This window comes from Nonomuraea sp. NPDC005650 (genome assembly GCF_040605375.1).
Classification (GTDB): domain Bacteria; phylum Actinomycetota; class Actinomycetes; order Streptosporangiales; family Streptosporangiaceae; genus Nonomuraea.
Window position 1 is genome coordinate 315,815 of sequence record NZ_JBEXCR010000001.1, and the last position, 24,296, is coordinate 340,110.

22 protein-coding genes are annotated in these 24,296 nt (G+C 72.1%); 12 read left to right on the top strand and 10 right to left on the bottom strand.

Annotated features, from left to right (window positions below; all coding sequences use genetic code 11):
- Positions 1-57: 57 nt before the first annotated feature.
- The 3 genes from ABZS69_RS01480 to ABZS69_RS01490 all read right to left on the bottom strand — a co-directional run bounded on the left by ABZS69_RS01480 (position 58) and on the right by ABZS69_RS01490 (position 3,360).
- A complete protein-coding gene (locus ABZS69_RS01480; RefSeq protein WP_355364574.1) occupies positions 58-963 on the bottom strand; it encodes a site-specific tyrosine recombinase XerD in 906 nt (301 codons plus the stop codon).
- A 15-nt stretch (positions 964-978) separates the two neighbouring features.
- Entirely contained in the window at positions 979-1,578 is a 600-nt protein-coding gene (locus ABZS69_RS01485; RefSeq protein ID WP_355364577.1) for an NUDIX hydrolase, read from the bottom strand.
- 117 nt (positions 1,579-1,695) lie between these two features.
- Entirely contained in the window at positions 1,696-3,360 is a 1,665-nt protein-coding gene (locus ABZS69_RS01490; RefSeq protein ID WP_355364580.1) for a CTP synthase, read from the bottom strand.
- A 110-nt stretch (positions 3,361-3,470) separates the two neighbouring features.
- On the opposite strand from ABZS69_RS01490, the gene ABZS69_RS01495 reads away from it, so the two are divergent.
- Together ABZS69_RS01495 and ABZS69_RS01500 are read left to right on the top strand one after the other, a co-directional pair.
- A complete protein-coding gene (locus ABZS69_RS01495; protein ID WP_355364583.1) occupies positions 3,471-4,154 on the top strand; it encodes an acyltransferase in 684 nt (227 codons plus the stop codon).
- 9 nt (positions 4,155-4,163) lie between these two features.
- Positions 4,164-5,294, top strand: coding sequence for a nitronate monooxygenase family protein (locus ABZS69_RS01500; RefSeq protein WP_355364585.1), 1,131 nt, complete (start codon positions 4,164-4,166; stop codon positions 5,292-5,294).
- Here the strand turns inward: ABZS69_RS01500 and ABZS69_RS01505 are convergent.
- The 3 genes from ABZS69_RS01505 to ABZS69_RS01515 are packed head-to-tail and all read right to left on the bottom strand — an operon-like array spanning position 5,239 to position 9,274.
- Positions 5,239-6,228, bottom strand: a complete 990-nt coding sequence (locus ABZS69_RS01505; RefSeq protein WP_355364588.1) for a BadF/BadG/BcrA/BcrD ATPase family protein — start codon at positions 6,226-6,228, stop codon at positions 5,239-5,241. The genes ABZS69_RS01500 and ABZS69_RS01505 overlap by 56 nt on opposite strands.
- Positions 6,225-7,139 carry an N-acetylmuramic acid 6-phosphate etherase gene (locus ABZS69_RS01510; RefSeq protein ID WP_355364591.1) on the bottom strand — a complete coding sequence of 305 codons (915 nt, stop codon included), beginning with the start codon at positions 7,137-7,139 and terminating at the stop codon, positions 6,225-6,227. Before ABZS69_RS01510 ends, ABZS69_RS01505 begins: the two co-directional genes overlap by 4 nt.
- The gene (locus tag ABZS69_RS01515) at positions 7,136-9,274 is read right to left on the bottom strand and encodes an alpha-N-acetylglucosaminidase TIM-barrel domain-containing protein (protein WP_355364594.1); all 2,139 of its coding nucleotides are present in this window, start codon (positions 9,272-9,274) and stop codon (positions 7,136-7,138) included. The genes ABZS69_RS01510 and ABZS69_RS01515 overlap by 4 nt, the downstream gene beginning before the upstream one ends.
- Positions 9,275-9,318: 44 nt before the next feature.
- On the opposite strand from ABZS69_RS01515, the gene ABZS69_RS01520 reads away from it, so the two are divergent.
- The 5 genes from ABZS69_RS01520 to ABZS69_RS01540 all read left to right on the top strand — a co-directional run bounded on the left by ABZS69_RS01520 (position 9,319) and on the right by ABZS69_RS01540 (position 14,354).
- Positions 9,319-10,521 carry an ROK family transcriptional regulator gene (locus tag ABZS69_RS01520; protein ID WP_355364597.1) on the top strand — a complete coding sequence of 401 codons (1,203 nt, stop codon included), beginning with the start codon at positions 9,319-9,321 and terminating at the stop codon, positions 10,519-10,521.
- 17 nt (positions 10,522-10,538) lie between these two features.
- Positions 10,539-11,822, top strand: a complete 1,284-nt coding sequence (locus ABZS69_RS01525; protein ID WP_355364600.1) for an extracellular solute-binding protein — start codon at positions 10,539-10,541, stop codon at positions 11,820-11,822.
- Positions 11,812-12,690: a sugar ABC transporter permease gene (locus ABZS69_RS01530; RefSeq protein ID WP_355364603.1), complete on the top strand. Its 879-nt coding sequence runs from the start codon at positions 11,812-11,814 to the stop codon at positions 12,688-12,690. Before ABZS69_RS01525 ends, ABZS69_RS01530 begins: the two co-directional genes overlap by 11 nt.
- Before the next feature lie 2 nt (positions 12,691-12,692).
- Positions 12,693-13,496 (top strand): carbohydrate ABC transporter permease, encoded by an 804-nt coding sequence (locus tag ABZS69_RS01535; protein ID WP_355364606.1) that lies wholly within the window; start codon positions 12,693-12,695, stop codon positions 13,494-13,496.
- 99 nt (positions 13,497-13,595) lie between these two features.
- Positions 13,596-14,354, top strand: coding sequence for a GntR family transcriptional regulator (locus tag ABZS69_RS01540; protein ID WP_355364609.1), 759 nt, complete (start codon positions 13,596-13,598; stop codon positions 14,352-14,354).
- On the opposite strand, the gene ABZS69_RS01545 is transcribed toward ABZS69_RS01540, so the two are convergent.
- The gene (locus tag ABZS69_RS01545; protein WP_355364612.1) at positions 14,332-16,689 is read right to left on the bottom strand and encodes an FAD-dependent oxidoreductase; all 2,358 of its coding nucleotides are present in this window, start codon (positions 16,687-16,689) and stop codon (positions 14,332-14,334) included. The two genes, ABZS69_RS01540 and ABZS69_RS01545, sit on opposite strands and share 23 nt — an antisense overlap.
- A 70-nt stretch (positions 16,690-16,759) precedes the next feature.
- On the opposite strand from ABZS69_RS01545, the gene ABZS69_RS01550 reads away from it, so the two are divergent.
- Both ABZS69_RS01550 and ABZS69_RS01555 read left to right on the top strand, forming a co-directional pair.
- Positions 16,760-17,665 (top strand): phosphotransferase, encoded by a 906-nt coding sequence (locus ABZS69_RS01550; RefSeq protein ID WP_355364615.1) that lies wholly within the window; start codon positions 16,760-16,762, stop codon positions 17,663-17,665.
- Positions 17,666-17,669: 4 nt separating this feature from the next.
- On the top strand, positions 17,670-18,269 hold the full coding sequence (locus ABZS69_RS01555) for a DUF4126 domain-containing protein (protein WP_355364618.1): 600 nt from the start codon (positions 17,670-17,672) through the stop codon (positions 18,267-18,269).
- A 30-nt stretch (positions 18,270-18,299) separates the two neighbouring features.
- On the opposite strand, the gene ABZS69_RS01560 is transcribed toward ABZS69_RS01555, so the two are convergent.
- Entirely contained in the window at positions 18,300-19,094 is a 795-nt protein-coding gene (locus ABZS69_RS01560) for an alpha/beta hydrolase (protein WP_355364621.1), read from the bottom strand.
- Positions 19,095-19,859: a glucose 1-dehydrogenase gene (locus ABZS69_RS01565; protein ID WP_355364624.1), complete on the bottom strand. Its 765-nt coding sequence runs from the start codon at positions 19,857-19,859 to the stop codon at positions 19,095-19,097.
- A gap of 138 nt (positions 19,860-19,997) precedes the next feature.
- On the opposite strand from ABZS69_RS01565, the gene ABZS69_RS01570 reads away from it, so the two are divergent.
- Entirely contained in the window at positions 19,998-20,603 is a 606-nt protein-coding gene (locus tag ABZS69_RS01570) for a hypothetical protein (protein WP_355364627.1), read from the top strand.
- A gap of 175 nt (positions 20,604-20,778) precedes the next feature.
- Here ABZS69_RS01570 and ABZS69_RS01575 read toward each other — a convergent pair whose 3' ends face one another.
- Positions 20,779-21,339: a hypothetical protein gene (locus ABZS69_RS01575; protein ID WP_355364630.1), complete on the bottom strand. Its 561-nt coding sequence runs from the start codon at positions 21,337-21,339 to the stop codon at positions 20,779-20,781.
- 603 nt (positions 21,340-21,942) lie between these two features.
- On the opposite strand from ABZS69_RS01575, the gene ABZS69_RS01580 reads away from it, so the two are divergent.
- Positions 21,943-22,818 (top strand): RIO1 family regulatory kinase/ATPase, encoded by an 876-nt coding sequence (locus ABZS69_RS01580; RefSeq protein ID WP_355364633.1) that lies wholly within the window; start codon positions 21,943-21,945, stop codon positions 22,816-22,818.
- Positions 22,819-23,455: 637 nt separating this feature from the next.
- A complete protein-coding gene (locus ABZS69_RS01585; protein WP_355364635.1) occupies positions 23,456-24,217 on the top strand; it encodes an alpha/beta hydrolase in 762 nt (253 codons plus the stop codon).
- The last annotated feature ends 79 nt before the right edge of the window (positions 24,218-24,296 follow it).

A 24,296-nucleotide genomic window follows, 5' to 3' on the forward strand; every position in this document is an offset into this window, starting at 1 on the left:
ACTTTAGGCGGCAAGGCGGCACGCCGTGGGCAGCCGCACGTCGCAAAAGACTATAGATCACTGCCGGGCACGCGGATGCGCGGCGGCATAGACCTCGCGAAGCTTGTCGACCGTCACCAGTGTGTAGACCTGGGTGGTCGTCACGGAGGCGTGGCCGAGCAGCTCCTGAACCACCCTAACGTCAGCGCCGCCGTCTATCAGATGGGTTGCGAAGGAATGGCGAAGAACATGGGGACTTATCCCGGCCAGCCCGCCGCGCTCGGCGGCGGCCTGGAGCACTTCCCACGCTCCCTGCCTGGTCAGACGGCCTCCCCTGGCGTTCAGGAAGACGGCCGGGGTGCCGCGCCCGTGGGCGAGCAGGCCGGGGCGGGCCCGGATGAGGTAGGCGTCGAGCGCGGAGCGGGCGTAGCGGCCCAGGGGAACGACGCGGGTGCGGCCGCCCTTGCCGCGCAGGCGCACCTGGTCGTCCTCCAGGTCGTCCACGGCCAGCCCGACGGCCTCGGAGATGCGGGCGCCGGTGCCGTACAGGACCTCGAGCAGGGCCCTGTTGCGCAAGGTCAGGGGGGCGCCGTCGGGGCCTGAGGCGGCGATGAGCCGCTCGACCTCGTCCACGGCGATGGCCTTGGGGAGCCTGCGGAGCTGGCGCGGCGGGCGTACCTCGTGGGCGGGGTCGTGGGCCGTGACGCCTTCGCGCAGAGCGAAACGGTGCAGCCCGCGCACGGCGGAGACGGCGCGGGCGGCCGAGCTGGCGACGAGCGCGGGATGCTCGCCGTCGCCCTCGCGCAACGCGGCGAGGAAGGCCAGCACGTCGGCCTCCCCCACCTCGTCGAGCCCCAGCCGGCCGCGCGCCTGCAGATGGTCGACGTATCGCCGCAGGTCACGACGGTAGGACGCGAGCGTGTTGGCAGCCAGGCCCCGCTCCACCGCCAGATGGGCGAGGTAGCTGGAGAGCACCGCCTCCACGAAAAGGTCCTTCCGTCACGCCTCAGGGGCGTCGGCGGGGCGCAACAGGGCGAACCCCTCAACCGAAGCCGCGTACGCGGCGAGGATACCGGCCACGGCCGGGGAATTGTGGATCATTCCCATGAGCGCTTGCTCGACCGCGTCGGGCAGGGGCACCCACTCGACCGGCATGTCGATCTCCTCGTGCCGGTGGACGAAGTCGGTCTCGATCTTGGTCAGGTCGCGGGCGAGGAACACCCGGATCCGCTCGTCGGTCATCCCCGGGGAGGAGCGCAGGTCGACGAGGGTGTGCCAGGTGTCGGCCCGGTAGCCGGCCTCCTCGGCGAGCTCCCTGGCCGCGCCCGCGACGAGCGATTCGCCTTCGACGTCGCGGATCCCGGCGGGCAGCTCCCACATCAGCATGCGCGTGGGGTGGCGGTACTGCCTGATCATCAGGACCCGCTCCTGGTCGTCGAGCGCGAGCACGGCGACCGCGCCCGGATGCACGATGTAGTCGCGCTCGGCGACCTCGTCGCGCGGCATCTTCACGGTGTCGGTGACCACCGTGACGATGTGGCCGCGGAAGCGTTCCTTGGAATCGACGACGTCCCACGTCTCGGGCGTGTCTGTGATCATGGTCGCACTCGCTTCCGTCCCTCGTTGGTCACGCAAGCTACCGCCCTCGGTCCGAGGCTCGCCGCTCCAGGGATCATGATCGCACTCGCTTCCGGGCCGCCGCGGCTCCGACGGTCCTCACTGGCTCACCTTGGTGGCGACCCGGGCGTCGGCGTACTGCAGGGCGGCGCCGATGAGGCCCTTGAACATGGGGTTGGCGCGCGTGGGGCGCGAGCGGAACTCGGGGTGCGCCTGCGTGCCGATGAAGAACGGGTGGACGTCGGCGGGCAGCTCGGTGTACTCGACCAGGCGGCCGTCGGGCGACAGGCCGGAGAAGACCATGCCGACCTTCTCCAGCTGCTCGCGGTAGGCGTTGTTGACCTCGTAGCGGTGGCGGTGGCGCTCGTCGGCCTTGGCCTTGCCGCTGTAGAGCTGTCTGGCCAGGGTGCCCTCGCCGAGCTTGGCGGTGTAGCTGCCGAGCCGCATGGTGCCGCCCATGTCGCGCTCGCCGGCGACGACGTCCTCCTGGTCGGCCATGGTGGAGATGACCGGGTGCTTGGTGTCGGGGTCGAACTCGGCGGAGTTGGCGTCCTCGATGCCGGCCATGTTGCGGGCGGCCTCGATGACCATGCCCTGCATGCCCAGGCAGATGCCGAGCAGCGGGACCTTGCCCTCGCGGGCGTGGCGGATCGCGCCGATCTTGCCCTCGATGCCCCGCACGCCGAACCCGCCGGGGATCAGCACGCCGTCGACGCCGTCGAGCTCGCGCTCGGCGCCCTCGGGGGTCTCGCAGTCGTCGCTCTTGACCCAGCGGATGTTGATGCGGGCGTCGTTGGCGAACCCGCCGGCCCGCAGCGCCTCGGTGACCGACAGATACGCGTCAGGCAGGTCGATGTACTTGCCAACCAGGGCGATCGTGACCTCCTTGGCCGGGCGGTGCACCCGGCGCAGGAGCTCCTCCCACTCCTTCCAGTCGACGTCGCGGAAGGGCAGGCCGAGCCGGCGCACCACGTACGCGTCGAGCCCCTCGGAGTGGAGCACCTTGGGGATGTCGTAGATCGAGGCCGCGTCCACCGCGGAGACGACGGCGTCCTCGTCCACGTCGCACATCAGGCTGATCTTGCGCTTGATCGCCGTCTGCACGGGCCGGTCGGAGCGCAGCACGATCGCGTCCGGCTGGATGCCGATGCTGCGCAGCGCCGCCACGCTGTGCTGGGTCGGCTTGGTCTTGAGCTCGCCGGAGGGGCCGATGTACGGCAGCAGCGACACGTGCAGGAAGAACACGTTGTCGCGCCCGACCTCGTGCCTGATCTGGCGCACGGCCTCCAGGAACGGCAGCGACTCGATGTCGCCGACCGTGCCCCCCACCTCGGTGATGACCACGTCCACCTCAGGACCGGCCATGCCCCTGATCCGGTCCTTGATCTCGTTCGTGATGTGCGGGATGACCTGGACAGTGTCGCCCAGGTATTCGCCCCGCCGCTCCTTGGCGATGACGTTGGAGTAGACCTGGCCGGTCGTCACGTTGGCCGAGCCGTGCAGGTCGGTGTCGAGGAACCGCTCATAGTGGCCGACGTCGAGGTCGGTCTCGGCGCCGTCGTCGGTGACGAACACCTCGCCGTGCTGGAACGGGTTCATGGTGCCGGGGTCGACATTGAGGTAAGGGTCGAGCTTCTGCATGGTGACCCTGAGACCGCGCGCCTTGAGCAGGCGACCGAGGCTGGATGCCGTGAGCCCCTTGCCGAGACTGGAGGCGACACCGCCGGTGACGAATAGATGCTTGGTTTGCGATGCGCTGCGCAAAGGGGCTCCCGTGGCTCGAGGTGTGGTCGAAGTGTCCACGGGCTCTCAGGATATCAAACAACGCCCCCGACATGCCCGAACGGCTTGACCTAGCGGTAACTTTGGTCCCTATGTCATTGGTACGGCGGGCGGTAGGCACGCTGATTCACCGTGCCTACGCGGCGATCCGCCGCGCCGGCGCGATCACTCCGGCTACTCCGTCCGGCTACAGTTTCCGCCGGATCGGCGACGGGGTCAGCATCGCATTCCCCCCGGGCGCGATCTTCGGCGAGGGGTGGATCGAGATCGGCGACCACACGCTGATCGGCGAGCGCGTGTCCCTGTCCTGCGGCATGGGCCCGGGGCTGGACCTGGGGCCGGACTCCATCCTGCGCATCGGCGGCAGCTGCTCGATCGGCCGCGGCTCGCACATCGTGGCCCACCAGTCGATCGACATCGGCGACCACGTCTTCACCGGCCCGTACGTGTACATCACCGACCAGAACCACGTCTACGACGACCCCGAGATGCCGATCGGCCGGCAGTGGCCGCGTAACAGCCCGGTATCGATCGGCTCCGGCTCGTGGATCGGGGCGGGCGCGATCATCCTCCCAGGCACGAGGCTGGGCCGCCAGTGCGTGGTGGCGGGCGGGGCGGTGGTGCGCGGCGAGTTCCCCGACCACAGCGTGGTCGCAGGGGTCCCGGCCAAGCTGGTCCGCGGCTACACCTCGGAGCTCGGCTGGCACGCCCCCGGCAGCCTCCTGAAGCACCCGGCCCATCCCGGGGGATGGACCGAACAAGCTTCTGCCGGTTAGCGTCAGACCATGCGGACCCCCATCTGTGAGCGCCTGGGCATCGAGTTCCCGTTGTTCGCCTTCAGCCACTGCCGCGACGTCGTGGCCGCCGTCACGAACGCGGGCGGTTTCGGGGTCCTGGGCGCGATCGCGTACTCGCCCGAGCAGCTCGACACCGAGCTGACCTGGATCGACGGGCAGGTGGGCGGCCGGCCGTACGGCGTGGACGTGCTCGTGCCCGGCAAGGTGGACGCCTCCGCGCTCGACCGGCAGGCGCGCCTCATGGACTTCGTCCCCGACCGGCACCGCGACTTCGTCACCCACCTGCTGTCCAAGTACGGCGTGAGCGCCCCCGCGCAGCCGATGACGGCGGCGGCGGACGAGTTCGGCAGGCGGGTGACCGCGACCGGCGCGACGGGGCTGATCGACGTGGCGCTCAAGCACCCGATCGGGCTCATCGCCAGCGCCCTGGGGCCGCCTCCGCCCGAGATGGTCGCCAGGGCCAGGGAGGCGGGGGTGCCGGTGGCCGCGCTGGTCGGCACGGTCGAGCACGCCCGCAGGCAGGTGGCGGCGGGCGCGGACCTCATCGTGGCGCAGGGCACCGAGGCGGGCGGGCACACCGGCGAGATCTCCACGATGGTGCTGGTGCCGCAGGTCGTGGACGCGGTCGGCCCGGTCCCCGTGCTGGCGGCGGGCGGGATCGCGTCGGGGCGGCAGATGGCGGCGGCCATGGCGCTCGGGGCGGAGGGCGTCTGGTGCGGCTCGGTCTGGCTGACCACGGAGGAGGCCGAGACGTCTCCCGCGGTCAAGCGCAAGTTCCTGGCCGCCTCGTCGCTGGACACGGTCAGGTCCAGGTCCCGTACGGGCAAGCCGGCCCGCCAGCTCAAGTCGGCCTGGACGGAGGAATGGGACTCCGGCCAGGAGAGCCCCGGGCCGCTCGGGATGCCGCTGCAGCTGCTGGTGGCCGAGGGCGCGATGGCCCGCATCGGGGCGGCGGCGGAGAAGGGCGAGCCTGGGGCGGTGGAGCTGGTCAACTACTTCGTCGGGCAGGTCGTGGGCCAGCTCGACCAGGTGCGACCGGCCCGCGAGGTGGTCTACGACATGATCAGCGAGTTCGGGGAGGCCGTGGAGCGGCTGGGGCGCCTGTCCGACCCTGACTAGCCGCGTACAGGTACAGGTACGGGTGCCGCGGCCGGACCTCGCCGTCCGCCGCGGCCCTGGCCAGCGCGAGCGCGCCGTCGGCCGAGGTTCCCAGGGGCGGCGCGAAGCGGGCTCCCGGCAGCAGGGCGCGTACGGTGCCCTGGAACGGCTCCATCAGCAGGTCCGCGGCGTCGAAGAGGCGGCCGCCCCAGGAGAAGACCGGGTCGAGCCCCTGCGCGGCGGCCACGGCGGTCTGGCCGAGCTGCCGCCCCGCCTCGGTCCAGATCCCGCGGGCGACCGGGTCTCCGGCGCGGGCCGCGGCGGCCACGGACGGCGCGAACGACGCCAGGTGGTGCGCCGGCGAACCCGACTCGTAGACGAGCGCCACCAGGTCCAGGGGGTGGCCGAAGCGGGCCGTCAGGTGTTCGAGCAGGGCGGGCGAGCCGTCGGCCCGGCCGTCGTGGGCGCGCAGGGCGGCCTGGAGGCCCTGGGCGCCGATCCAGGCGCCGCCGCCGTGGTCGCCGAGCAGGTGGCCCCATCCGTCGGACTGGTTCCAGACGCGGTCGAGGTCGGTGCCGAGCGTGATGACGCCGGTCCCGGCGGCGACCACCACTCCGGGCCGGAACCCGAGCGCGCCGACGTGCGTGGTCACCATGTCCCCCGCGACCACCAGCGTCCCGAGCCCGAACCGCTCCCCCAGCGCCCGCCACAGCGCCTCCGGATCCCTGACCAGCCCCGGCAGCCCGGTCACGCCGACGGCCATCCCGTCCAGCCGCCCGGGAGCGCGCCTCTCGACGACCGCCGCGATCCGGAGGGCGAGCCGGTCGAGGTCGACGCGGCCCTTCTCGCGGGGCACGGGCGCCGTGTCCTCGCCGTACGCGCTGTCCGCCCCGTCCTGGATCCGGGCCCTGATCCCGCCACCGCCGACGTCGACGCCCGCGAAGCCGCCGCTCATCCGGCCTGCCCGCCCAGCGCGGCGACGGCCGCGCGCACGCCCGGGTGGGCCGCGAGCGCCGCTCGCGCCCGGCCGGGCGGGCAGCCCGTGAGGAGGCGCACGAGCGCCTCGGGGATGCGCCCGCCCGACTCCTCCAGCGCGGCGCGGCAGGCCGGGATGCCCTCCCCGGTCGCCTCCGCGAGCAGGCCGACCGCCCGCTCGCGGAGCTTGGCGTTGGTGGCGACCAGCCCGACCATGAGGTTCGAGTACGTCCGCCCCGCCTTGATCATCAGGGCCGTCGAGAACGCGTTCAGCAGCACCTTGGTCGCCGTGCCCGCCTTGAGCCGGGTGGAGCCGGTCAGCGCCTCCGGCCCCGTGTCGGCCACGACGCCGATCTCGGCCAGCGCCAGCAGCGGGGCATGGGGGTTGCAGGTGACCAGCACCGTGAGCGCCCCGGCGGCCCGGGCCGCGCGGAGGGCGCCGGCCACGTACGGGGTGGACCCGGACGCCGTGACGCCGACCGCCACGCTGTCCGCGTCGAGCGTCCGGGCGTCGGCGGCGCCGAGCTCGGCCGCGTCCTCCCGGTCGACGGACGAGTCCGTGAGCGCGCCCGCCCCGCCGGCGAAGTGCGCGGTGAACAGCTCGCGCGCCACCCCGAACGTCGGCGTGATCTCGGTGGCGTCCAGCACCGCCAGCCGCCCCGACGCGCCGGCGCCGAAGTAGTGCACGCTCCCGCCCCGGCCCAGCCTGAGGTGCGCCTCGTCCACCGCCCTGGCCAGCGGCCCGGCGGCCGCGCGGGCCGCCTCCACTGCCCCGGCGTCCTCGTCCAGCAGCAGCCGGAGCACTTCGCCCGGCTCCAGGGTGTCGATGGCGGCGGTGCGCGGGTTGCGGCCCTCAGTCGGTGATGCGGTAGGTGATGCGGGGTGGGTCATCGTGCTCCTCGTCGTTCGTCCCAGATGCCGGATGCGTACGCGGTGTGCAGGCGGCGCGACTCCGCGGCCAGGTCGCCCGGCTCCACCGGCGCCGCGCCCTCCCGCAGGAAGGTCTCGGCCCGGTCGCGCAGCCGTCCGCGCAGCCGCGCCTCGGCGCCGGGATCGCCGTCGAGCGCGCGGCCGAGGCCCCGCGCCCACAGCTCCCAGCGGTCGCGGTAGTAGCCGCCGACCAGCCCCGCCCAGTGGCGGCCCGCGTAGTCGTCGAGCAGGGGGCTGTCCGCGCTCCCCCACACGGTGATGATCCGGCGGGCGTTGTCCAGCAGGACCGCCCGGTCGGCCGGCGTGACGGCCCACGCCAGTGCCTTGGCCTCCCAGTGCCGGAAGGTGTACTCGGGGCGGCAGGCCAGCATCCGGTCCAGGTCCTCGAAGACGCGCAGGAACCGGGCGGCCCGCGCGAGATCGCCCGCCGACTCCATGACGTCAAGGCAGAGCCGGTCGGCCACCCTGGCCAGGTACGCGATGCCCACCTCGGCCAGGTCGTGGCCCAGCGGCCCGGCCACCAGGTCCCGGTCGCGCTCGGCCGCCTCGATCATCCGCTCCCAGGCCACGGCCAGCTCCTCCGGCCGGTACCAGAGGGCGCGGGCGACGTCGGCGCGCAGCTCCTCCGGGCCCCGCCCGTACGTGGGCGCGGCGGTGATGACTCCGTTGAACTGCTCGGGGAAGATCCGCAGCCCCCGGGCGTCGTAGACGGTGTCCAGCAGCCCGCGCCAGGCCGACCGCAGCCCCGGCTCGTCCGTGCCATAACGCCGGGTCACGAACGCGTCGAGCCAGGCGCCGACGTCGGGCACCCGTTCCCAGATCTGGTCGGCCACCAGCTCGAAGAAGACCGGGTTGGTACGGGTGGCCTCCATGGACAGGCCGAGGCCGACGGGCGGGTTCGGCGCGGCCAGGGCGGCGTCGATCCGCGGGGGCACCCCGCGCAGGTCGGCGACGGGGTCGGTGCGGCCGCCGAAGTTGAGCAGCGCGCACCACAGCCAGGGCTTGCCGGGGAAGGCGTCGAAGCGCTCCCACTGCGGGTCGTGCTCCGCCCACAGGTCCGCGACCACCATCCCGTCGGTGGCGCCGAGGAAGGCCTCGACGCGCTCCGCGGTCCAGAACTCCCGCTGGTACGAGAACGGCCACGCCTGCATGACCCAGGCCGCGGCCGGATCGGCGGAGCGCAGCCCGGCCAGCGTCGCCGCCGCCACCTCGCCGGGGAAGGCGGGATCGGCCTCGACCGGGATCATCTCGATGAACGGGTCGGCCGCGTACAGGTGGTCGGTGCCGTACAGCTCGATCTGGGCGCGCGCCACCTCGCCGCACAGCCGCGCGTACAGCGGGTCGGCCGGTGAGAGCACCCGCGTCTCGAACCCCTGCCACCGGCGGACCTGGGCCGACGGCGCGAGCTCGCGCGGGACGTGCCCGGTGAAGGCGGGCAGCACGGGCGTCATGCCGAAGGCGCGCTCGCGGTCGAGGATGCGGGAGCCGAGCTCGCGATGGCCGGCCGGCCAGGACGCGGGCAGCGGCCCGGCGAAGCCGTCCAGGCAGCCCATGAACTGGAACGGCAGGTAGCCGGGCCCGCCCAGGAACGCGCGGATCGTCTCGTCACCGAGGCCCAGGCGGGAGTAGGCGGCGTGCAGCGCGGCCTCGTGACCGGTGACGGCCAGCGGCATCGTGATGCCGTGCAGGGCCATCCAGTCGATCTCCCGCTCCCAGTCGGCCCAGTCCCAGTAGGGCATGGTGTAGCTGAAGGTGCAGAAGTTGAGGTAGTAGCCCTCGCGCACCCGTGCGGACCCGCGGCGCGGCGGGCAGTCGGGCAAGGACGTCACCGGCAGCGGCAGCACGGTGTCCCAGCCCACGGACAGGCCGAGGCTCCCGCGCAGGTAGTGGTGGAGCGCGACGGAGGCGCTCACGCCGTCGGTCGCGGCGACGGTCAGCGTGCCGCCCCGCGCCTCGTACTCGTACGCCCGCCCCCGGCCCTCGACCGCGGCGAGGCGGATCGACCCGGCGAGCGGCCCGAGCACCCGGCGGGCCAGCCCTCGGACCGCGTCCTCCCAGGTGGGAAGCGCTCGACGAATTAATTCCGTACGGTCCATAATTAATATGCTAGCGTACCCCCAACCTGCCGGAGGGAGAGGTCATGGAGCTGGTCGCAGCGGGCACGCAGTTCATGCGGGAGGTGAACGCGGCCGCGATCCTGCGCCGGCTGCGGGCCGAGCCCAGCATGAGCGTGTCGGCGCTGGCCAAGGCGGTGGGGCTGTCCAGGCAGGCGGTCACCCGCTCGCTCAACGCGCTGGCCGAGGAGGGCCTCGTCGAGTTCGGCTCCCTCGACCGCGACTCCAACCGGGCGGGGCGGCCCGCCCAGCTCGTGCGGTTCAGGGCGGAGGCGGGCCACGTGCTGGGCCTGTCGATCAGCCCGCAGGACGTGCGCGTGGCGGTGTCCGACCTGGCCGGGACGGTCGTCGCGAACGAGGTGGCGCAGCTGCCCGCCGGGGCGGGCGGCGAGGAGGCGGTGGAGACGCTGCTGGCCGCCGTGGCGCGGACGGGCGCCGCCGGCCTCTGGTTCGCCTCGGCGGGCACGCCCGGCATCGTCGACCCGGCGACCGGCGTCATCAAGCTCATCCCGAGCATGCCCGGCCTGGCCGGAGACCTCCTCGTACGCCGCCTCAAGGACGCGCTCGACTGCCCGGTCTACCTCGACAACGACGTCAAGCTGGCCACCCAGGGCGAGCGGTGGCGCGAGCCCGGGCGGCGCGAGGACTCCCTGGTGATGCTTCACTGGGGCGAGCGCGTCGGCGCCGGGATCGTGCTGAACGGCGAGCTCTACCGCGGCGCCTCCAACGACGCCGGCGACATCGGCTTCCTCGACCTGTTCGAGGACGGGGTCGGAAAGGACGGCCTGGGCCCCTTCGAGTCCGCGGTGGGCGGGGCGGAGATCGTCCGCCTGGCCAGGACCGCGGCCGAGCGCGACGGCGACGCCGCCTTCACCGCCCTGATCGAGGCCGCGGGCGAGCGCGCGCTCGACGTCGTGCTGGACGCCGCGGCCGACGGCGCGCCGCCCGCCCTGGAGGCGATCGACGCGGTCTCGCGGCGTTTCGCCACGGGCGTGGCCGTGATCAGGGCGATCCTCGACCCGCGGCTGGTGGTCATCGGCGGGCCGCTGGCCAGGTGCGGCGAGCACCTGCTCGCCGCCGTCCGGCGGCACCTGTCGGGGCTGCCCCTGGAGCAGCCCGCCCTGGAGGTCTCGCGGCTCCAGGACGACGCCGTCGTCCTGGGCGCGCTGCGCCACTCGCTGGACGAGATCGAACGGACCAGGTTCGGCCTGGCGCGAAACACTCCATGAGAGGAGAGGTCATGCGGATGACGGCACCAGCTCGGTGGCTCGCGGCCCTAGGCTCCGCGATCACGCTGACGGCCTGTGCGGGAACCGGCGGCACCGCCGCCCCCACGACGAGACAGATCGACGTGTCCACCGCCGTGCCCGGTGAGCCGGTGACGCTGACCCTGGCCTACACCGACGACCCGCCCACCAAGGCGCTCATCGAGGGCTTCACCAGGCAGCACCCCAACGTCACGATCAAGCCCCAGCAGACGCCGTTCAACGACTACATCAAGTCGATCAAACTCGGGATGTCGTCGGACCAGCCGCCCGACCTCGCCCAATACAATCCGGGCGCGATGAACTCCCTGGTCCCCGCCGGTCTCGTGCTCGACCTGGGCCCGTGGTCCAAGGCGTACGGCTGGGACAAGCGCTTCCCGCCCGCCAGCCTCGAGGTGCTCAGCTCGGACAAGTCGGCCAAGCGGTTCGGCACCGGCGCGCTCTACGCCGCGCCCGGCGCCCTGTCCGTGCTCGGCGTCTTCTACAACAAGAAGATCGTGAAGGAGGTGCCGAAGACGCTGGCGGAGTTCGAGGCCGCGATGGGCAAGGTGAAGGACTCCGGCACGGCCCCGCTGAGCGTCGGCGCCCTCCAGGTCGGCGGCTTCCAGGTCTGGAACGCGCTGCTCAACGTGACCGGCGACGTCGACGCGTACCGATCCTGGGTGTACGGCGCGTCCGGGGCCACGATCGAGACCGACAGCGCGCGGCAGGCCGCCCAGACCCTGATCGACTGGGTGGCGAAGGGCTACATCCCGGCCTCGGCGAACGCCACGGCCGACAGCGACGCGCAGGCGAGCTTCGCCCAGGGCAAGAGCGCGTTCCTGATCACCGGCAACTGGGCGGCCGCCGCCCTGGAGAAGTCGATGGGCGGCGACGTCGGCTTCTTCCTCCTGCCCGGCAAGAACGTCGCGTCCGGGGCCAGCGTCGCGTACGCCATCTCGTCGAAGACGAAGAACCCCAACGTCGCCGCCGCGTTCCTCGACTACCTCAGCTCGCCCGAGGCGGCGAAGATCCAGTTCGAGGCCGGGTTCATGCCCGTGGACACCAGGACCGCGCTGGGCGGCGGCGGCCTGCCCCAGGAGATCGCGACCGCCTTCGGGCCGGTGGCCCAGAGCAACGGGATCGTCCCGTTCCCCGACTTCGCCTCGCCCGGCATGATCGACAAGCTGACGCCGGGCGTCCAGGGCCTCATCAGCGGCAAGACGACCCCCCAGGACTTCCTGCGCTCGTTGCAGACGTCGTGGGACGAGCATCATGGCTCATGACGCCGGGAGGGGACGGCGGGTGCGCGGCTGGCTGTACGTGCTGCCCGGGCTCGCCGTCTACCTGGGCTTCGCCATCTGGCCCGCGCTGAACACGCTGCGCCTGTCGCTCCTGAAGTGGGACGGCATCCTGCCGGCGACCTTCGCGGGCCTGGACAACTACGTCGAGATCATCCAGGACCCCGCGCTCTACGAGGCGATCCTGCACAGCCTCGTGCTGATCGTGTTCTTCTCGTTCATCCCGATCTGCGCGGGGCTGCTCATGACGGCGCTGCTGATGGGCAGGGTGCGCAGGGGCATGACGTTCTTCCGGATCGTCTTCTTCCTGCCGCAGGTGCTGCCGCTGGTCGCCGTCGGGATCACCTGGCGCTGGCTCTACAGCGAGTCCGGCGTGGTCAACCAGCTTCTCGACCTGGTGGGGCTGGGCGCGCTCGCCCGGTCGTGGCTGGGCGACTACGGCCTGGCGCTGGTCGCGCTCGGGCTGATCGGCACCTGGGTGATGAGCGGGCTGTGCATGATGCTCTTCCTGGCCGGGGCGCAGAAGATCGACCCGTCGCTGTACGAGGCGGCCACGCTCGACGGCGCGGGCTCGTACCGGCAGTTCCGCCACGTCACCCTGCCGGGCGTGCGCAAGGAGATCACGATCGCCGGGGTGATCACCACGATCGCCGCGCTGGCCAGCTTCGACCTCGTCTTCGTCACCACGAACGGCGGCCCGGCCGGGCAGACGAACGTGCCCGCCCTGCTGGTCTACCGGCTGGCGTTCAACGAGGGCGACATCGGCGGCGCCAGCGCGCTGGCCGTCGTGCTGACCGTGCTCGTGGTGGCCGTGGTCAGCACCATCCGGTACGTCACGAGGGACAGGGGCTGAGCATGCGCGTCAGATACGCGATCCTCGTCGTGCTGACGGTCATGGTGCTGCTGCCGTTCGCCGGCATCGTGCTGGCCGCCCTGCATCCGCCCGGCGCGCAGCTCAGCGGGCTGAGCATCCCCGACCGGTGGTCGTGGGAGACGTTCGCGCTGGCCTGGGAGCGGGGCAACTTCTCCCACCTCATGCTGTCGAGCGTGCTGATCGCGGTCTGCGTGGTGCCGCTCGCGCTGGTGCTGGCCACGCTGGCCGCGTACGGACTGACGGTGCTCAAGGTGTGGGGCAACCGGACGGTGTCGGCCGGGTTCGTGCTGGGGCTCACGCTGCCGGTCGAGCTGGTGGTGGTGGCGCTCTACTTCAACCTGCGCGAGGTCGGCCTCACCAACTCCTACCCGGGCATCGTGCTGGCCGAGGCGGCGCTGTTCATGCCGTTCGGGGTGTACTGGATGCAGACCCACTTCTCGAGCGTCCCGGGCACGCTGGTCGAGGCGGCGCGCATCGACGGCGCCCGCGATCTCGTGGTCCTGGTGCGGGTGCTGCTGCCGATCTCCTGGCCGGCGATCACCACGCTGTCGGTCCTGTACTTCATGTGGTCGTGGAACCAGTTCCTGCTGGTGCTGGTCATGATGCAGGACCCGGACCGGCGCACGGCGCCGAGCGGCCTGGGGCTCTTCGTCGGCCAGTACGCCACGGACATCCCGCTCCTGGCGGCGGCCAGCCTGATCGTCATCGCCCCGATCGTCCTGGTCTACCTGACCTTCCAGCGCAGCTTCGTCAACGGGATCACCCAGGGCGCCATCAAGGGCTGACGCACCCCGTGGGGAAGCGCGAGCCGGAGGAGCCGCGAGGGCTGCGCGCAAGCGGCGCGTATTTGGCATTCACCCCGAAACCCATGTCAAGATGCGCGTGTGGTCGGGACACCGCCGGAGCTGGAGCGTGGCACGGGAGTCCCCGCGCACGTGCAGATCGAGCGGTGGCTGCTCGAGTCGATCTCCAGCGGCGAGATGGAGCCGGGCGACCGGCTGCCCGGCGAGCGGGAGCTGGCCGGGCGGCTGGGCGTGAGCAGGATGACCCTCAGGCAGGCGCTGGCCACGCTGGAGCGCGACGGCGTGCTGATCAGGGTGCCCGGCAGGTCGGGCGGCGCGTTCGTGGCCGAGCCGCGCATCGAGTGCGACCTGACCGGGCTGGCCGGGTTCACCGAGCAGATGCGGCGGGCCCACCTGCGGGCCGAGGCGCGGATCCTGGCGGCGGCGACCGTGCCCGCGCCCCGGGCGGCGGCCGCGGCGCTGCGGGTGGCGGAAGGCTCGCCGGTGCACGAGGTGGCCAGGGTGCGCTCGGCCGGGCTCTCGCCGGTGGCGCTCGAACGCTCCTGTTTCCCGCCCCTGCCCGGCTTCCTCGACCAGGATCTCACCGGCTCCCTCTACGCCCTGCTGGCCGCCCGCTACGACCTGGAGCCGCGTACGGCGGTCGAGCACCTGGCCCCGGTGATCGCCCGCCCGGCGGAGGCCGCCGAGCTGGGCATCGCCCCCGGCGCGCCGCTCATGCTCATCGAGCGCACCGCCTACGCGGGCGACGGCACGCCGGTGGAGTTCGCCCGGGACCTGTTCCGCCCCGACCGGGTCCGGATCTCGGTACGCAGCGGCGTCACGGGACCAAGGGGCTCTTGACCACGACGCCCGGCACCCAGGCGCCCTCGACCTCGATCTCGACCTCGGCGCCCGGTCCGACCGGCAGATAGGCGTAGGCGATCGACTCCTTGGCGGTGTAGCCGTACCCGCCCGAGGTGACCCGGGCCACGACCTGCCCGTCCAGCCGTACGGGCTCGTTGCCGAGCGCGACGGCCCTCGGGTCGCGCAACGTCACGCACCGCAGCCGCCGCTCGGGCGCCGGGTCCAGGGCGTCCCTGCCGAGGAAGTCCTTGTCGGTCTTGACGCAGAAGCCCAGCCCCGCCTCGTACGGCGTCGTCTCGGGCCCGATGTCCGCGCCCCACACCCGGTAGCCCTTCTCCAGCCGCAGGCTGTCGATGGCCCGGTAGCCGCCGGCCACCAGCCCGTACGGCTCCCCCGCCCGCCACAGCTCCTGCCACAGCCCCAGCCCGTACTCGGTGGAGCAGTACAGCTCCCAGCCCGTCTCCCCCACGAACGTGACCCGCAGCGCCAGCACCGGCACGTCCCCGACGGTGATCTCCCGCGCGGACATGAACGGGAAGTCCATCGGGTCCGGCGTGAGCCCGGCGATGATCTCGGGGGCGCGCGGGCCCCACAGGGCGAAGCACGCGTACTGGCCGGTCACGTCGGCGATCCTGGCCGTCGCGCCGGTGCGCGCGGCCTGCTTGCGCAGCCAGCCCAGGTCGTGGGAGCCGAACGCGGTGCCGGTGACGATCAGGAACTCCTGCTCGCCCCGCCTGGTGACGGTGAAGTCGCACTCGATGCCGCCGCGCCGGTTGAGCGCCTGGGTGTAGGTGACGGCGCCGACCTCGCGGGCGACCCGGTTGTCGCACACCCATTCCAGCAGGTCCGCCGCGTCCGGGCCGGAGACCTCGATCTTCGCGAACGAGCTCTCGTCGAACAGGCCCGCCGTGGTGCGCGTGGCCCGGTGCTCGACGCCGATCGCGGGCGACCAGAGCCGCCCGGCCCAGCCGTCGGGGCGCTCCCCTTCCCCGGTCTCGTTCGAGGCGTAGTAGTTGACCCGTTCCCAGCCGGACTTCTCGCCGAAGGCGGCGCCGTGGGCGGCGTGCCAGCCGTACGCGGGCGAGAGCCGCAGGGGCCGCCCCGCCGAGCGCTCGTGGCCGGGGTAGCGGATGTCGTAGTAGGTCTCATAGTTCTCGACGGCGCGCTTGATCGTGTACGACGGGGAGCGGTACTGGCGGCCGAAGCGGCGGATGTCCATGTGCCAGAGGTCCATGCCGGGCTCGCCCTCGACGATCCACTCGGCCATCACCTTGCCGATGCCGCCCGCGCCCGCGATGCCGTGCGCGCAGAACCCGGCCGCCACGAAGAACCCGCCGACCTCCGTCTCCCCCAGGCAGAACTCGTTGTCGGGCGTGAACGCCTCGGGGCCGTTGATCAGCTTGCGGATGCCGACGTCGGCCATCGCGGGCACACGAATCCGGGAATTATCCGAAATTTCCTCAAATCTCGGCCAATCTTCGGACAGGAGGCGGCCGTTGAAGTCCGGGGGGACGGCGTCGAAGGAGTTCGGGCCGGCCGTCCAGGGCGCGCAGGTGCGCTCGTAACCGCCCATGACCAGCCCCTGCACCTCCTGCCGGTAGTAGACGAGCAGGTCGGGGTCGCGCAGCGTGGGCAGCCCCGTGTGGTCGTGGCAGGGCTCGGTCACCACGTACTGGTGCGACATGGGCACGATCGGGATCCGCGCCCCGGCCATGCGGCCGATCTCGGCCGCGAACATGCCGCCGCAGTTGACCACGATCTCGCAGTCGATGTCCCCCTGGTCGGTGCGCACGCCGGTGACGCGGCCGTTCGCCGTGTTGACACCGAGCACCCTGGTGCGGGTACGGATCACCGCCCCGCCCTCGCGGGCCCGCTGGGCCAGGGCGTAGCAGAGCTGCGAGGGGTCGATCTGCCCGTCCGTGGGCAGGTACGCGGCGCCCACGACGCCCTCGGGGTCCATGAGGGGGAACAGCTCGACGGCCTCGGCCACCGAGATCTCCTCCAGCGGCAGCCCGAACGTCCGCGCCCAGCCGATCTGCCGGCGGATCTCCGCCATGCGCTCGGGGGTGGAGGCCAGCTTGATGCCGCCGCACTCCGTCCATCCGGCGTCGAGGGTGCGGTAGAGCTCGACGGAGTACTGGTTCATGCGGGTCAGGGTGGGATCGGCGCGGAGCTGGCCGACCAGCCCCGCCGAGTGGAACGTGGAGCCGCTGGTGAGCTCGTCCCGCTCCAGCAGGACGACGTCGCGTTCGCCGAGTTGGGTGAGGTGGTAGGCGACGGACGCGCCGCCCACCCCGCCACCGATGATCACGATGCGGGCCGAGTCGCTCATGCTGGCGAGGCTAACCTTCGGACCGGTAAAAGGTCTAGACCGTTTAGCGCCGCCCGTCCTAGCATCGAGCATGGCCGTGCCCGAGGTGCTCGATCGCATCCCTCTGCTGTCCGGCGTGTCGCGCTCCGTCGAGGAGCTGCCCGGTGGGCTGACCAACCACAACTACAAGGTCACCACCCCCGGCGGGGCGTACGTGGTGCGCGTGTGGGCCAGCGACAGCTCGCTGCTGGGGATCGACAGGGACGCCGAGCACGCGTGCACGCTGGCCGCCGCCGAGGCCGGGGTGGGGGCGCCGGTGCACGCGTACCTGCCCGAGCTGGGGGTGCTGGTGGTGGGCTTCCTGCCGGGGCGGACGTTCACCGAGGCCGACCTCCGCGACCCGGCGAACCTGCCCCGGCTGGCGGAGGCGTGCCGCCGCCTGCACGCGGGGCCGCGGTTCGTACGGGACTTCGACATGTTCGAGGTCCAGCGGCACTATTTGGGGATCGTGCGGGAGCGGGGTTACCGGCTGCCCGCGGACTACCTCGGCTTCATGCCCGCCGTCGACAACATCCGGAAATGTCTGGAAATAAGGGCAGAAGGCACCGTTCCTTGTAACAACGACCTTCTGCCGGGCAACATCCTCGACGACGGGCAGCGCCTCCGGCTGATCGACTACGAGTACGCCGGCAACAACGACGCCTGCTTCGAGCTCGGCAACATCTGGAGCGAGTCCGACCTGCCGCCCGGCCACCTGGACGAGCTCGTCACCGCGTACTACGGCCGCCGCCTCCGCCACAAGATCGCCCGCGCCCGCCTGCTCGGCCTCATGTCCAAGTACGGCTGGACACTCTGGGCCTCCATCCAGGACGGCGCGAACGAGAGCATCGACTTCGACTTCTGGTCGTGGGGCATGGAGAAGTACGAGCGGGCGGTGGCCGAGTTCACCGGATCCGGCCTCGCGTACCTCATGGACGAGGCGGTACGGGCAGACTAGGGGCATGCTTGCCGCACTGACCGGCCTCGGCCTGTCCACGGCCGCCGGGCTGAACGCCTACATCCCGCTCCTGGTCGTGGGCGTCCTGGCCAACTTCACGGACGCCGTGAAGCTCCCCGACGGCTACTCCTGGCTGTCCAACTGGGGCGTGCTCGCGGTGATCGCCGTCCTGCTGGTGGCCGAGTTCGTCCTGGACAAGGTGCCCGCCGTGGACAGCGTCAACGACGCCATCCAGACCGTGGTCCGCCCGGCGTCGGGCGGCGTGGTCTTCTCGGCCACGCAGGCGGCCTCCGAGCTCGACCACTCCACCTGGATGGCCGAGCACCCATGGGCCGGCTGGCTGCTGGGCATCGTGATGGCGCTGGCCGTGCACGCGGTCAAGGCCACCGCCCGGCCGGTGATCAACGCCGGGACGGCGGGCGTGGGCGCCCCGGTGGTGAGCACGGCGGAGGACGCGGGCTCGCTCGGCATGAGCCTGGTCGCCGTCTTCGCCCCCGTGCTGGTGATCGTCGCGCTGCTGGCGATGGCCGTGCTGGCGTGGTGGCTGATCAGCCGGGTACGCCGCATGCGCGCCCGCAGAAGAGCGGCACGCGGCCAGCCCTGACCCGGCGCCACTCGCGGCCCCGGCCCGGGATCACTCCTGGGCCCGCAGCCACTCCTCCACCAGGTCCACGAACTCGGCGGGCCGCTCCTCGTGCAGCCGGTGGCCGGCGCCCTCCCAGCACACGACCCTGGACGCGGGGTCCTTGAGCAGGCCCGACTCCCAGCTCGCCCGTTCCGGATCCGCCCAGATCGACAGCACCGGGCAGCGCCTGCGGGCCAGGTAGTCGTCACTGGCCGGGCGCACCCCGATCGCGTCCGGGGCCGTGAACATGGCCTCGAACGCCTGGACCAGCACGTGCGGCGGCATGCCGTACAGCCTGCGCTTGTGCCAGCGCCTGATGACGGGGGGCGTGCCGGCGTTCGTGCACCACTCGTCGATCTTCTCGGCGGCGGCGTGCGGGTGCTCGCCGCGCAGGCCCGCGATCATCTTGGGGAAGCGCCTGGCGAGCCGGTCGGTCATGCCGTAGCCGGGGTCGATGGCGACGAGCCCGCGTACCAGCTCGGGATGCTCGACGGCGAGGATGGAGACCACCTGGCCGCCCATCGAGTGCCCGACGGCGACCACGCGCGGGATGCCCAGGCTTTCGAGCAGGGCGCGCAGGTCGCCGGCCATCTCGCGCGGCGTGTTGCCGCTCTCGGGGACGGACGAGTAGCCGTGGCCGCGCAGGTCCACGGCGATCACCCGGTGGGCGGCCGCCAGCGCGTCGATGTGCCAGGACCACTGGTGGGAGTCGGTGCCCCACCCGTGGACGAGCAGCAGCGGCGGCCCGTCCCCGTCCTCCGTGTAGAAAAGCCTGACATTTCCACCCACATCCGCGTACGGCATCTACCGACCGCCACCTTCCAGCCGGGCCAGCAGCGCGCCCTCACCGGCCGTCCACCCGCCGTCCACGGCCAGCTCCGCGCCCGTCACGTACGAGGCCGCGTCGGACAGCAGGAACGCGATGGCCTCCGCCACCTCCTCTGGCTCGCCCCAGCGCCCGGCGGCGGCCAGCGGGAAGGTCCCGTCCCCCGCCACCGCCCCGAGCGGCTGCGTCATTGGGGTGATGATCATTCCGGGATGTACGGAGTTGACCCGGATGCGGTCCTTGCCGAACTCCAACGCGGCGATCTTGGTCAGCCCGCGCACGCCCCACTTGGACGCCCCGTAACCGCCCGTGCCGGGGAGGGCGGTGAGGCCCGCGACGGAGGACAGGTTCACGATGGCGCCGCCACCGGACTCGCGCATGGCCCTGACCACCGATTTGAGGCCCAGGAAGACGCCGGTCAGGTTCACCTGGAGCACGCGCTCGAAGGCGTCCAGCGACTGCTGCTCGATCGGCTCGGTGAGGGCAATGCCCGCGTTGTTCACCAGCCCGTCGAGCCTGCCGTACGCCTCCAGGGTGCCGGCGACCACTTCGGCCCACTGGTCCTGATTTGTCACATCGTGAGGGATGAATCGGGCACCCAGCTCCTTGGCGGTGGCCGTACCCTCCTCCACCAGCACATCGGTGATCACGACCCGGGCCCCGGCCGCCACGCAGCGCCGCGCGGTGGCCGCTCCCATCCCGCGAGCGCCGCCGGTGATGATCACAACCTTGCCGTCGAGCACGTCGCCCCGCCCCCTTCCCGCCGCTCTCCGAGAACTGAAGCACAGCTCCGCGCCTCTGATCAAGTGCTTGCTTGGTAGCTCCGCCGCGCCGATGCCGCCCCGGGCGACTATCCTTCAATTCATCAACACCTTCGGGAGGTGGCGAAGATCAGCGAGTTGCTCGTCGTCCTACTGGTGATCCTGGCTTTCTTCCTGCTGCTGGGCGGTGTGGGCGTCTTCCTCCTGGTCAAGCTGGGCAAGAAAGCGGCGGTCAAGGCCAAGCAGGCCACGACCCGCATCACCACCCACGTCAACGCCATGGGCACAGGCGACGCCGCCGAGGTCGAGCGCCTCCGGCTCGACCTGCGCCGCGAGGTGTCCCTCACCCGCCAGGCCATCGGCCACGCCCAACAGCGAGGCTGGGGCCTCGGCGACCTCCCCCGGCTCATGGCCGACCTCTCGGCGCAGGCGGAGGTCCACGACGGCCAGCTCGGCATGTACGCCCAGCAGCGCCGCGTGTCCCCGTACGTCGACCACGCCACCCTCGACCGGCTCAGGGAGCACCAGGCCAAGCTGACGGCGATGTGCGCCCGCATCCGCGCCGACCTGCTGGGCGACCAGGTGCAACACACGGCCACCGGCATCGCCGACCTCGGCTCCCGCACCGACCTCGAGATCGAGGCCCGCCGCCGCGCCCCCGACCCACTGGACGAGATCGACGAGCTCTACCGCCGCTCGATGCAGGAACGCAAAGACCTCTCCTGACGACGTGGCGTCATGAGCGCGCCGCGCGAAAGGACGAGCTGCCCGTCGTTCACACCTTCGAGCGCGAGCCGGCGGTCAAGACCTACGTCCCCACCGGCATTCACCGCAAGCGACTGCAGACCTACATCGGATTCGACGTCGACATCGATCTCGACCTGAAATGGCCGCCACCGGTTTAGCGGTCGGTCCACTCGCGATAGATGAACGCGGCGAGCTCCGCCTCCGTGGCGCCGCGGTTGGCCAGGGCCTTGGTGGCCTGGGCCTGAGCTCCGGTGGGGAGTCGACCCTCCAGAAGGATGGGCAGCGACAGTCGCCGCAGCAGCACCTCGGATTCCGAGATCCCGGACGGTCGGCGGGTGACGGCCACGTTCACCCGCAGCGCGTGCTCGTTGCCGGGCGGGACGGCGGGGCGGTCGACCTCGATGGCCGAGTAGCGGAACCCGTTGGCCAGGTCACACGCGGTGCATCCGGCCGGCCCCCTGCTGAGCCGTTCGCCGCATTCGGGACAGGTCAGGCGATCGTATGCGGCGTCCACCACGCGCCACGGGTGCTTGTCGGGCTCGTCGGTGACCATCTCGGCGATGAGGCGCTCGTCGGGCGGCCCGGTGGTGCCGAACTCCCGTTCGAGGAACGCGCGCCAGCCCTCCTCGACGATCTCGTCGACCAACCCGGCGCACCGGACGCAGCCTGGGGCTCCGGCGGGCTCCCAGTGGTCGCAGGCCGGGCAACGTCGCATGCCCGCACCGTACAGGCCGGGCCGGACCCACCGCACCGCATTTAGAGGCGGCCCAAGGCAGGGCGCAACTCCTCACCGAGACGGGACCAGCCCCCACGATGTCGAGGCTGAGGCAGGGGCGAGGCAGGGCCGCGGTACGAGGCAGGCAGCGGCGGGGCAGGGCCTGAGGGGGGCCGGGCCCGAGGCGGGGCGCAAGGCAAGCCCGAGTTGAGGCCAGGCAGGAGGCGGGGCGCGGGGCGAGGCAGGCTCGGATAGCGGCGAGGCGGGGCTCTGCAGGAGCGAAGCGGCGCGAGGCAGGACGAGGCGACGCAGGACGAGGCGGCGCGACGCGTGGACGAGGCGACGCGGAGGCATGTGGGTTGGGTGTTGGTTGGCAAGGGTGTCGTTAATCGGTTGCGAAGGCTGGGGGTGGCCCGGCATACTCGGCCGAGTTGATCGCTTGGCAGCGGCTCGATGATGATCGCCGCGCCATGTCACGGAGGGAGGGTGAGACCGTGATGACGACTGTTCGCGTGCCGTTTTCCGCGTCCTCAGACCTTCCCACCGCGCGTTCGCTGACCTGATCGACGAGCCGGTGGGCCTCATACCTGGAGTAATCCCACCGTGCCCAAGCACTCGCAACACCGCACCCGTGGCAAACACGCCCTCGACGCCGACGACCTCGAATGGCTGGAAAGCACTCCCGAGACCGACGACGGACCGCCCGAGGGTGACCGCTGGTCCACCTGGGACCAGAGCACTCCCACGGAGAAGGGGCCCAAGCCCTACCCCGACTGGCTCGTCACCGAGCTGGCCGCCGTCGACACCGAGCACGGCGTGCTCAAGACCGGCAAGGAAGCCGACGTCCACCTGATCTCCCGGGGCGTGCCCGGTACGGACCGGGTCTGCCTCCTGGCCGCCAAGCGCTACCGCTCCTCCGACCACCGGCTGTTCCACCGCGACTCCGGCTACATGGAGGGCCGCAGGACCCGTGAGAGCCGCATGAACCGCGCCATGGCCAACCGCACCGCGTTCGGCAAGCAGGTGATCGCCGCCCAGTGGGCGGTCGCCGAGTTCGGGGCGTTGTGCCGGCTGTGGGAGCTCGGGGTTCCCGTGCCGTACCCGGTGCAGATCGTGGGGACGGAGATCCTGCAGGAGTTCATCGGGACCCGGGACGGGTACGCGGCTCCGCGGCTGGCGCAGGTGTCCGACGATCTGGACGGGCTGTGGGAGCAGTTGGTGGCGGCCATGGTCACGCTGGCCAGGGAGGGGCTGGCCCATGGGGACCTGTCGCCGTACAACCTGCTGGTCTGTGACGGCAGGCTGGTGATCATCGACCTGCCGCAGATCGTGGACGTGATCGCCCACCCGACCGGCCCCTCGTTCCTGGACCGGGACGCCCACAACGTCGCCACCTGGTTCGCCGCCAAGGGCGTCCCCGCCGCCGACCCGGATTCCCTCGCCGCCCTCCTCCGCAGGGAGGCCGGCCTGTCCCTGTGATCCGCATTTCGCCTTTCGCAGCTCAACCATGGGCGAGGGACTGCGGCCCCTCGGGGGTGGGGGGTGAGGCGACTGCGCCCGCGCGCCTCACGCCAACGAATGGATGGGCGTCGTGGGACGGCCGTATGCCACCACCACGGGAGCAGGGCCACAGTCCCTCGGGCGCGGCGTGCTGACGGCCGTGTTTGAGAGCCGCGCCCGCCGCACGAATGGCAACACGGGATGGCCGCAGTGCGCCACCGACGCCGGGTCACGTCCCTCAGGTGCGGCGTGCAGACGGCTGCGCCTGAGGGACACGCCCCGCCGCGCGGATGGCAACGCGGGACGGCCGGATGGCGCGAGGGCGCGGTTCTTTGGGTGCTGGGTGGAGGTGGCGGTGTCCGGGGTGCGACGCTATGTGTGGCGGAGTCGCGGCTCGGCGCGAAGGAGGCCGGGCTGTGGCTCGGCGCGAAGGAGACCGGGGCTGTGGCTCGGCGCGAAGGAGACCGGGGCCGCGGTGCTCCGCGAAAGAGACCGGGGCTGCGGCGCTGCGCCGAAGAGAGGGGCTGTGGCGCTTCGCGGTTCGAGGCGCCGGAGGCGGCCGGTCGTTTGTGCAGGTCGTAGGTATATTGGCCCCGGACATACGAGGAGGCCCGTCATGCACGATGCCGTTGTCCACCCCAGCGGTGCTCGCATCCGTTGGGTGGAGCTGCCGGGCGGGGAGCCGGTGCGGGTCTACGTGCACGGTCTCGGCGCCACCTCCGCCCCCTACTACGCCGAGGTCGCCGCCCACCCCCTCCTGCCGCGGCATCGTTCCCTGCTGATCGACCTGCTCGGGTTCGGGATCAGCGACCGTCCCCGCGACTTCGCCTACACCCTTGAGAGCCACGCCGACACCCTGGCCGACGCGCTGCGTAAAGCGGGGGTGGCCGGGGCGTCGATGATCGCCCACAGCATGGGCGGCGCGGTGGCGATCGTGCTGGCCTCGCGCCATCCCGAGCTGATCGCCGGTCTGGTCCTCGTGGACGCCAACCTCGACCCCTACCCGCCGGTTCCGGTGCCGCCGGGCGGCAGCGGGATCGCGAGCTACACGGAGGACGCGTTCGTGTCGCACGGGTGGAAGGAGGTGCGCGAGCGCGTGGGGCCGCACTGGTGGTCCACCATACGGCTGGCGGACCTGCGCGGGCTCCACCGCACGGCCGTCAGCCTGGCCTCAGGCACCACGCCCACCATGCGCGAGCTCCTGCGGGACCTCCCGATCCCCCGCGTCTTCCTGCATCCGGAGAGCGGCCCGCCCGAGGACGCCGGCGGCCTGCGGGCGAGCGGGGTCCAGGTGGTCGGCATCCCCGAGTCGGGGCACAACATCATGCTCGACAACCCCGAGGCGTTCGCCCGCGCCCTGGTGGACTTCCTCGGCTGAGCCCCGGCGACCGGCCGGCCGAAGGGCCCCCGGAGGCCCCCGGACCGCGGCTCCATGGCCCCACGGCCCCGGCCATGGC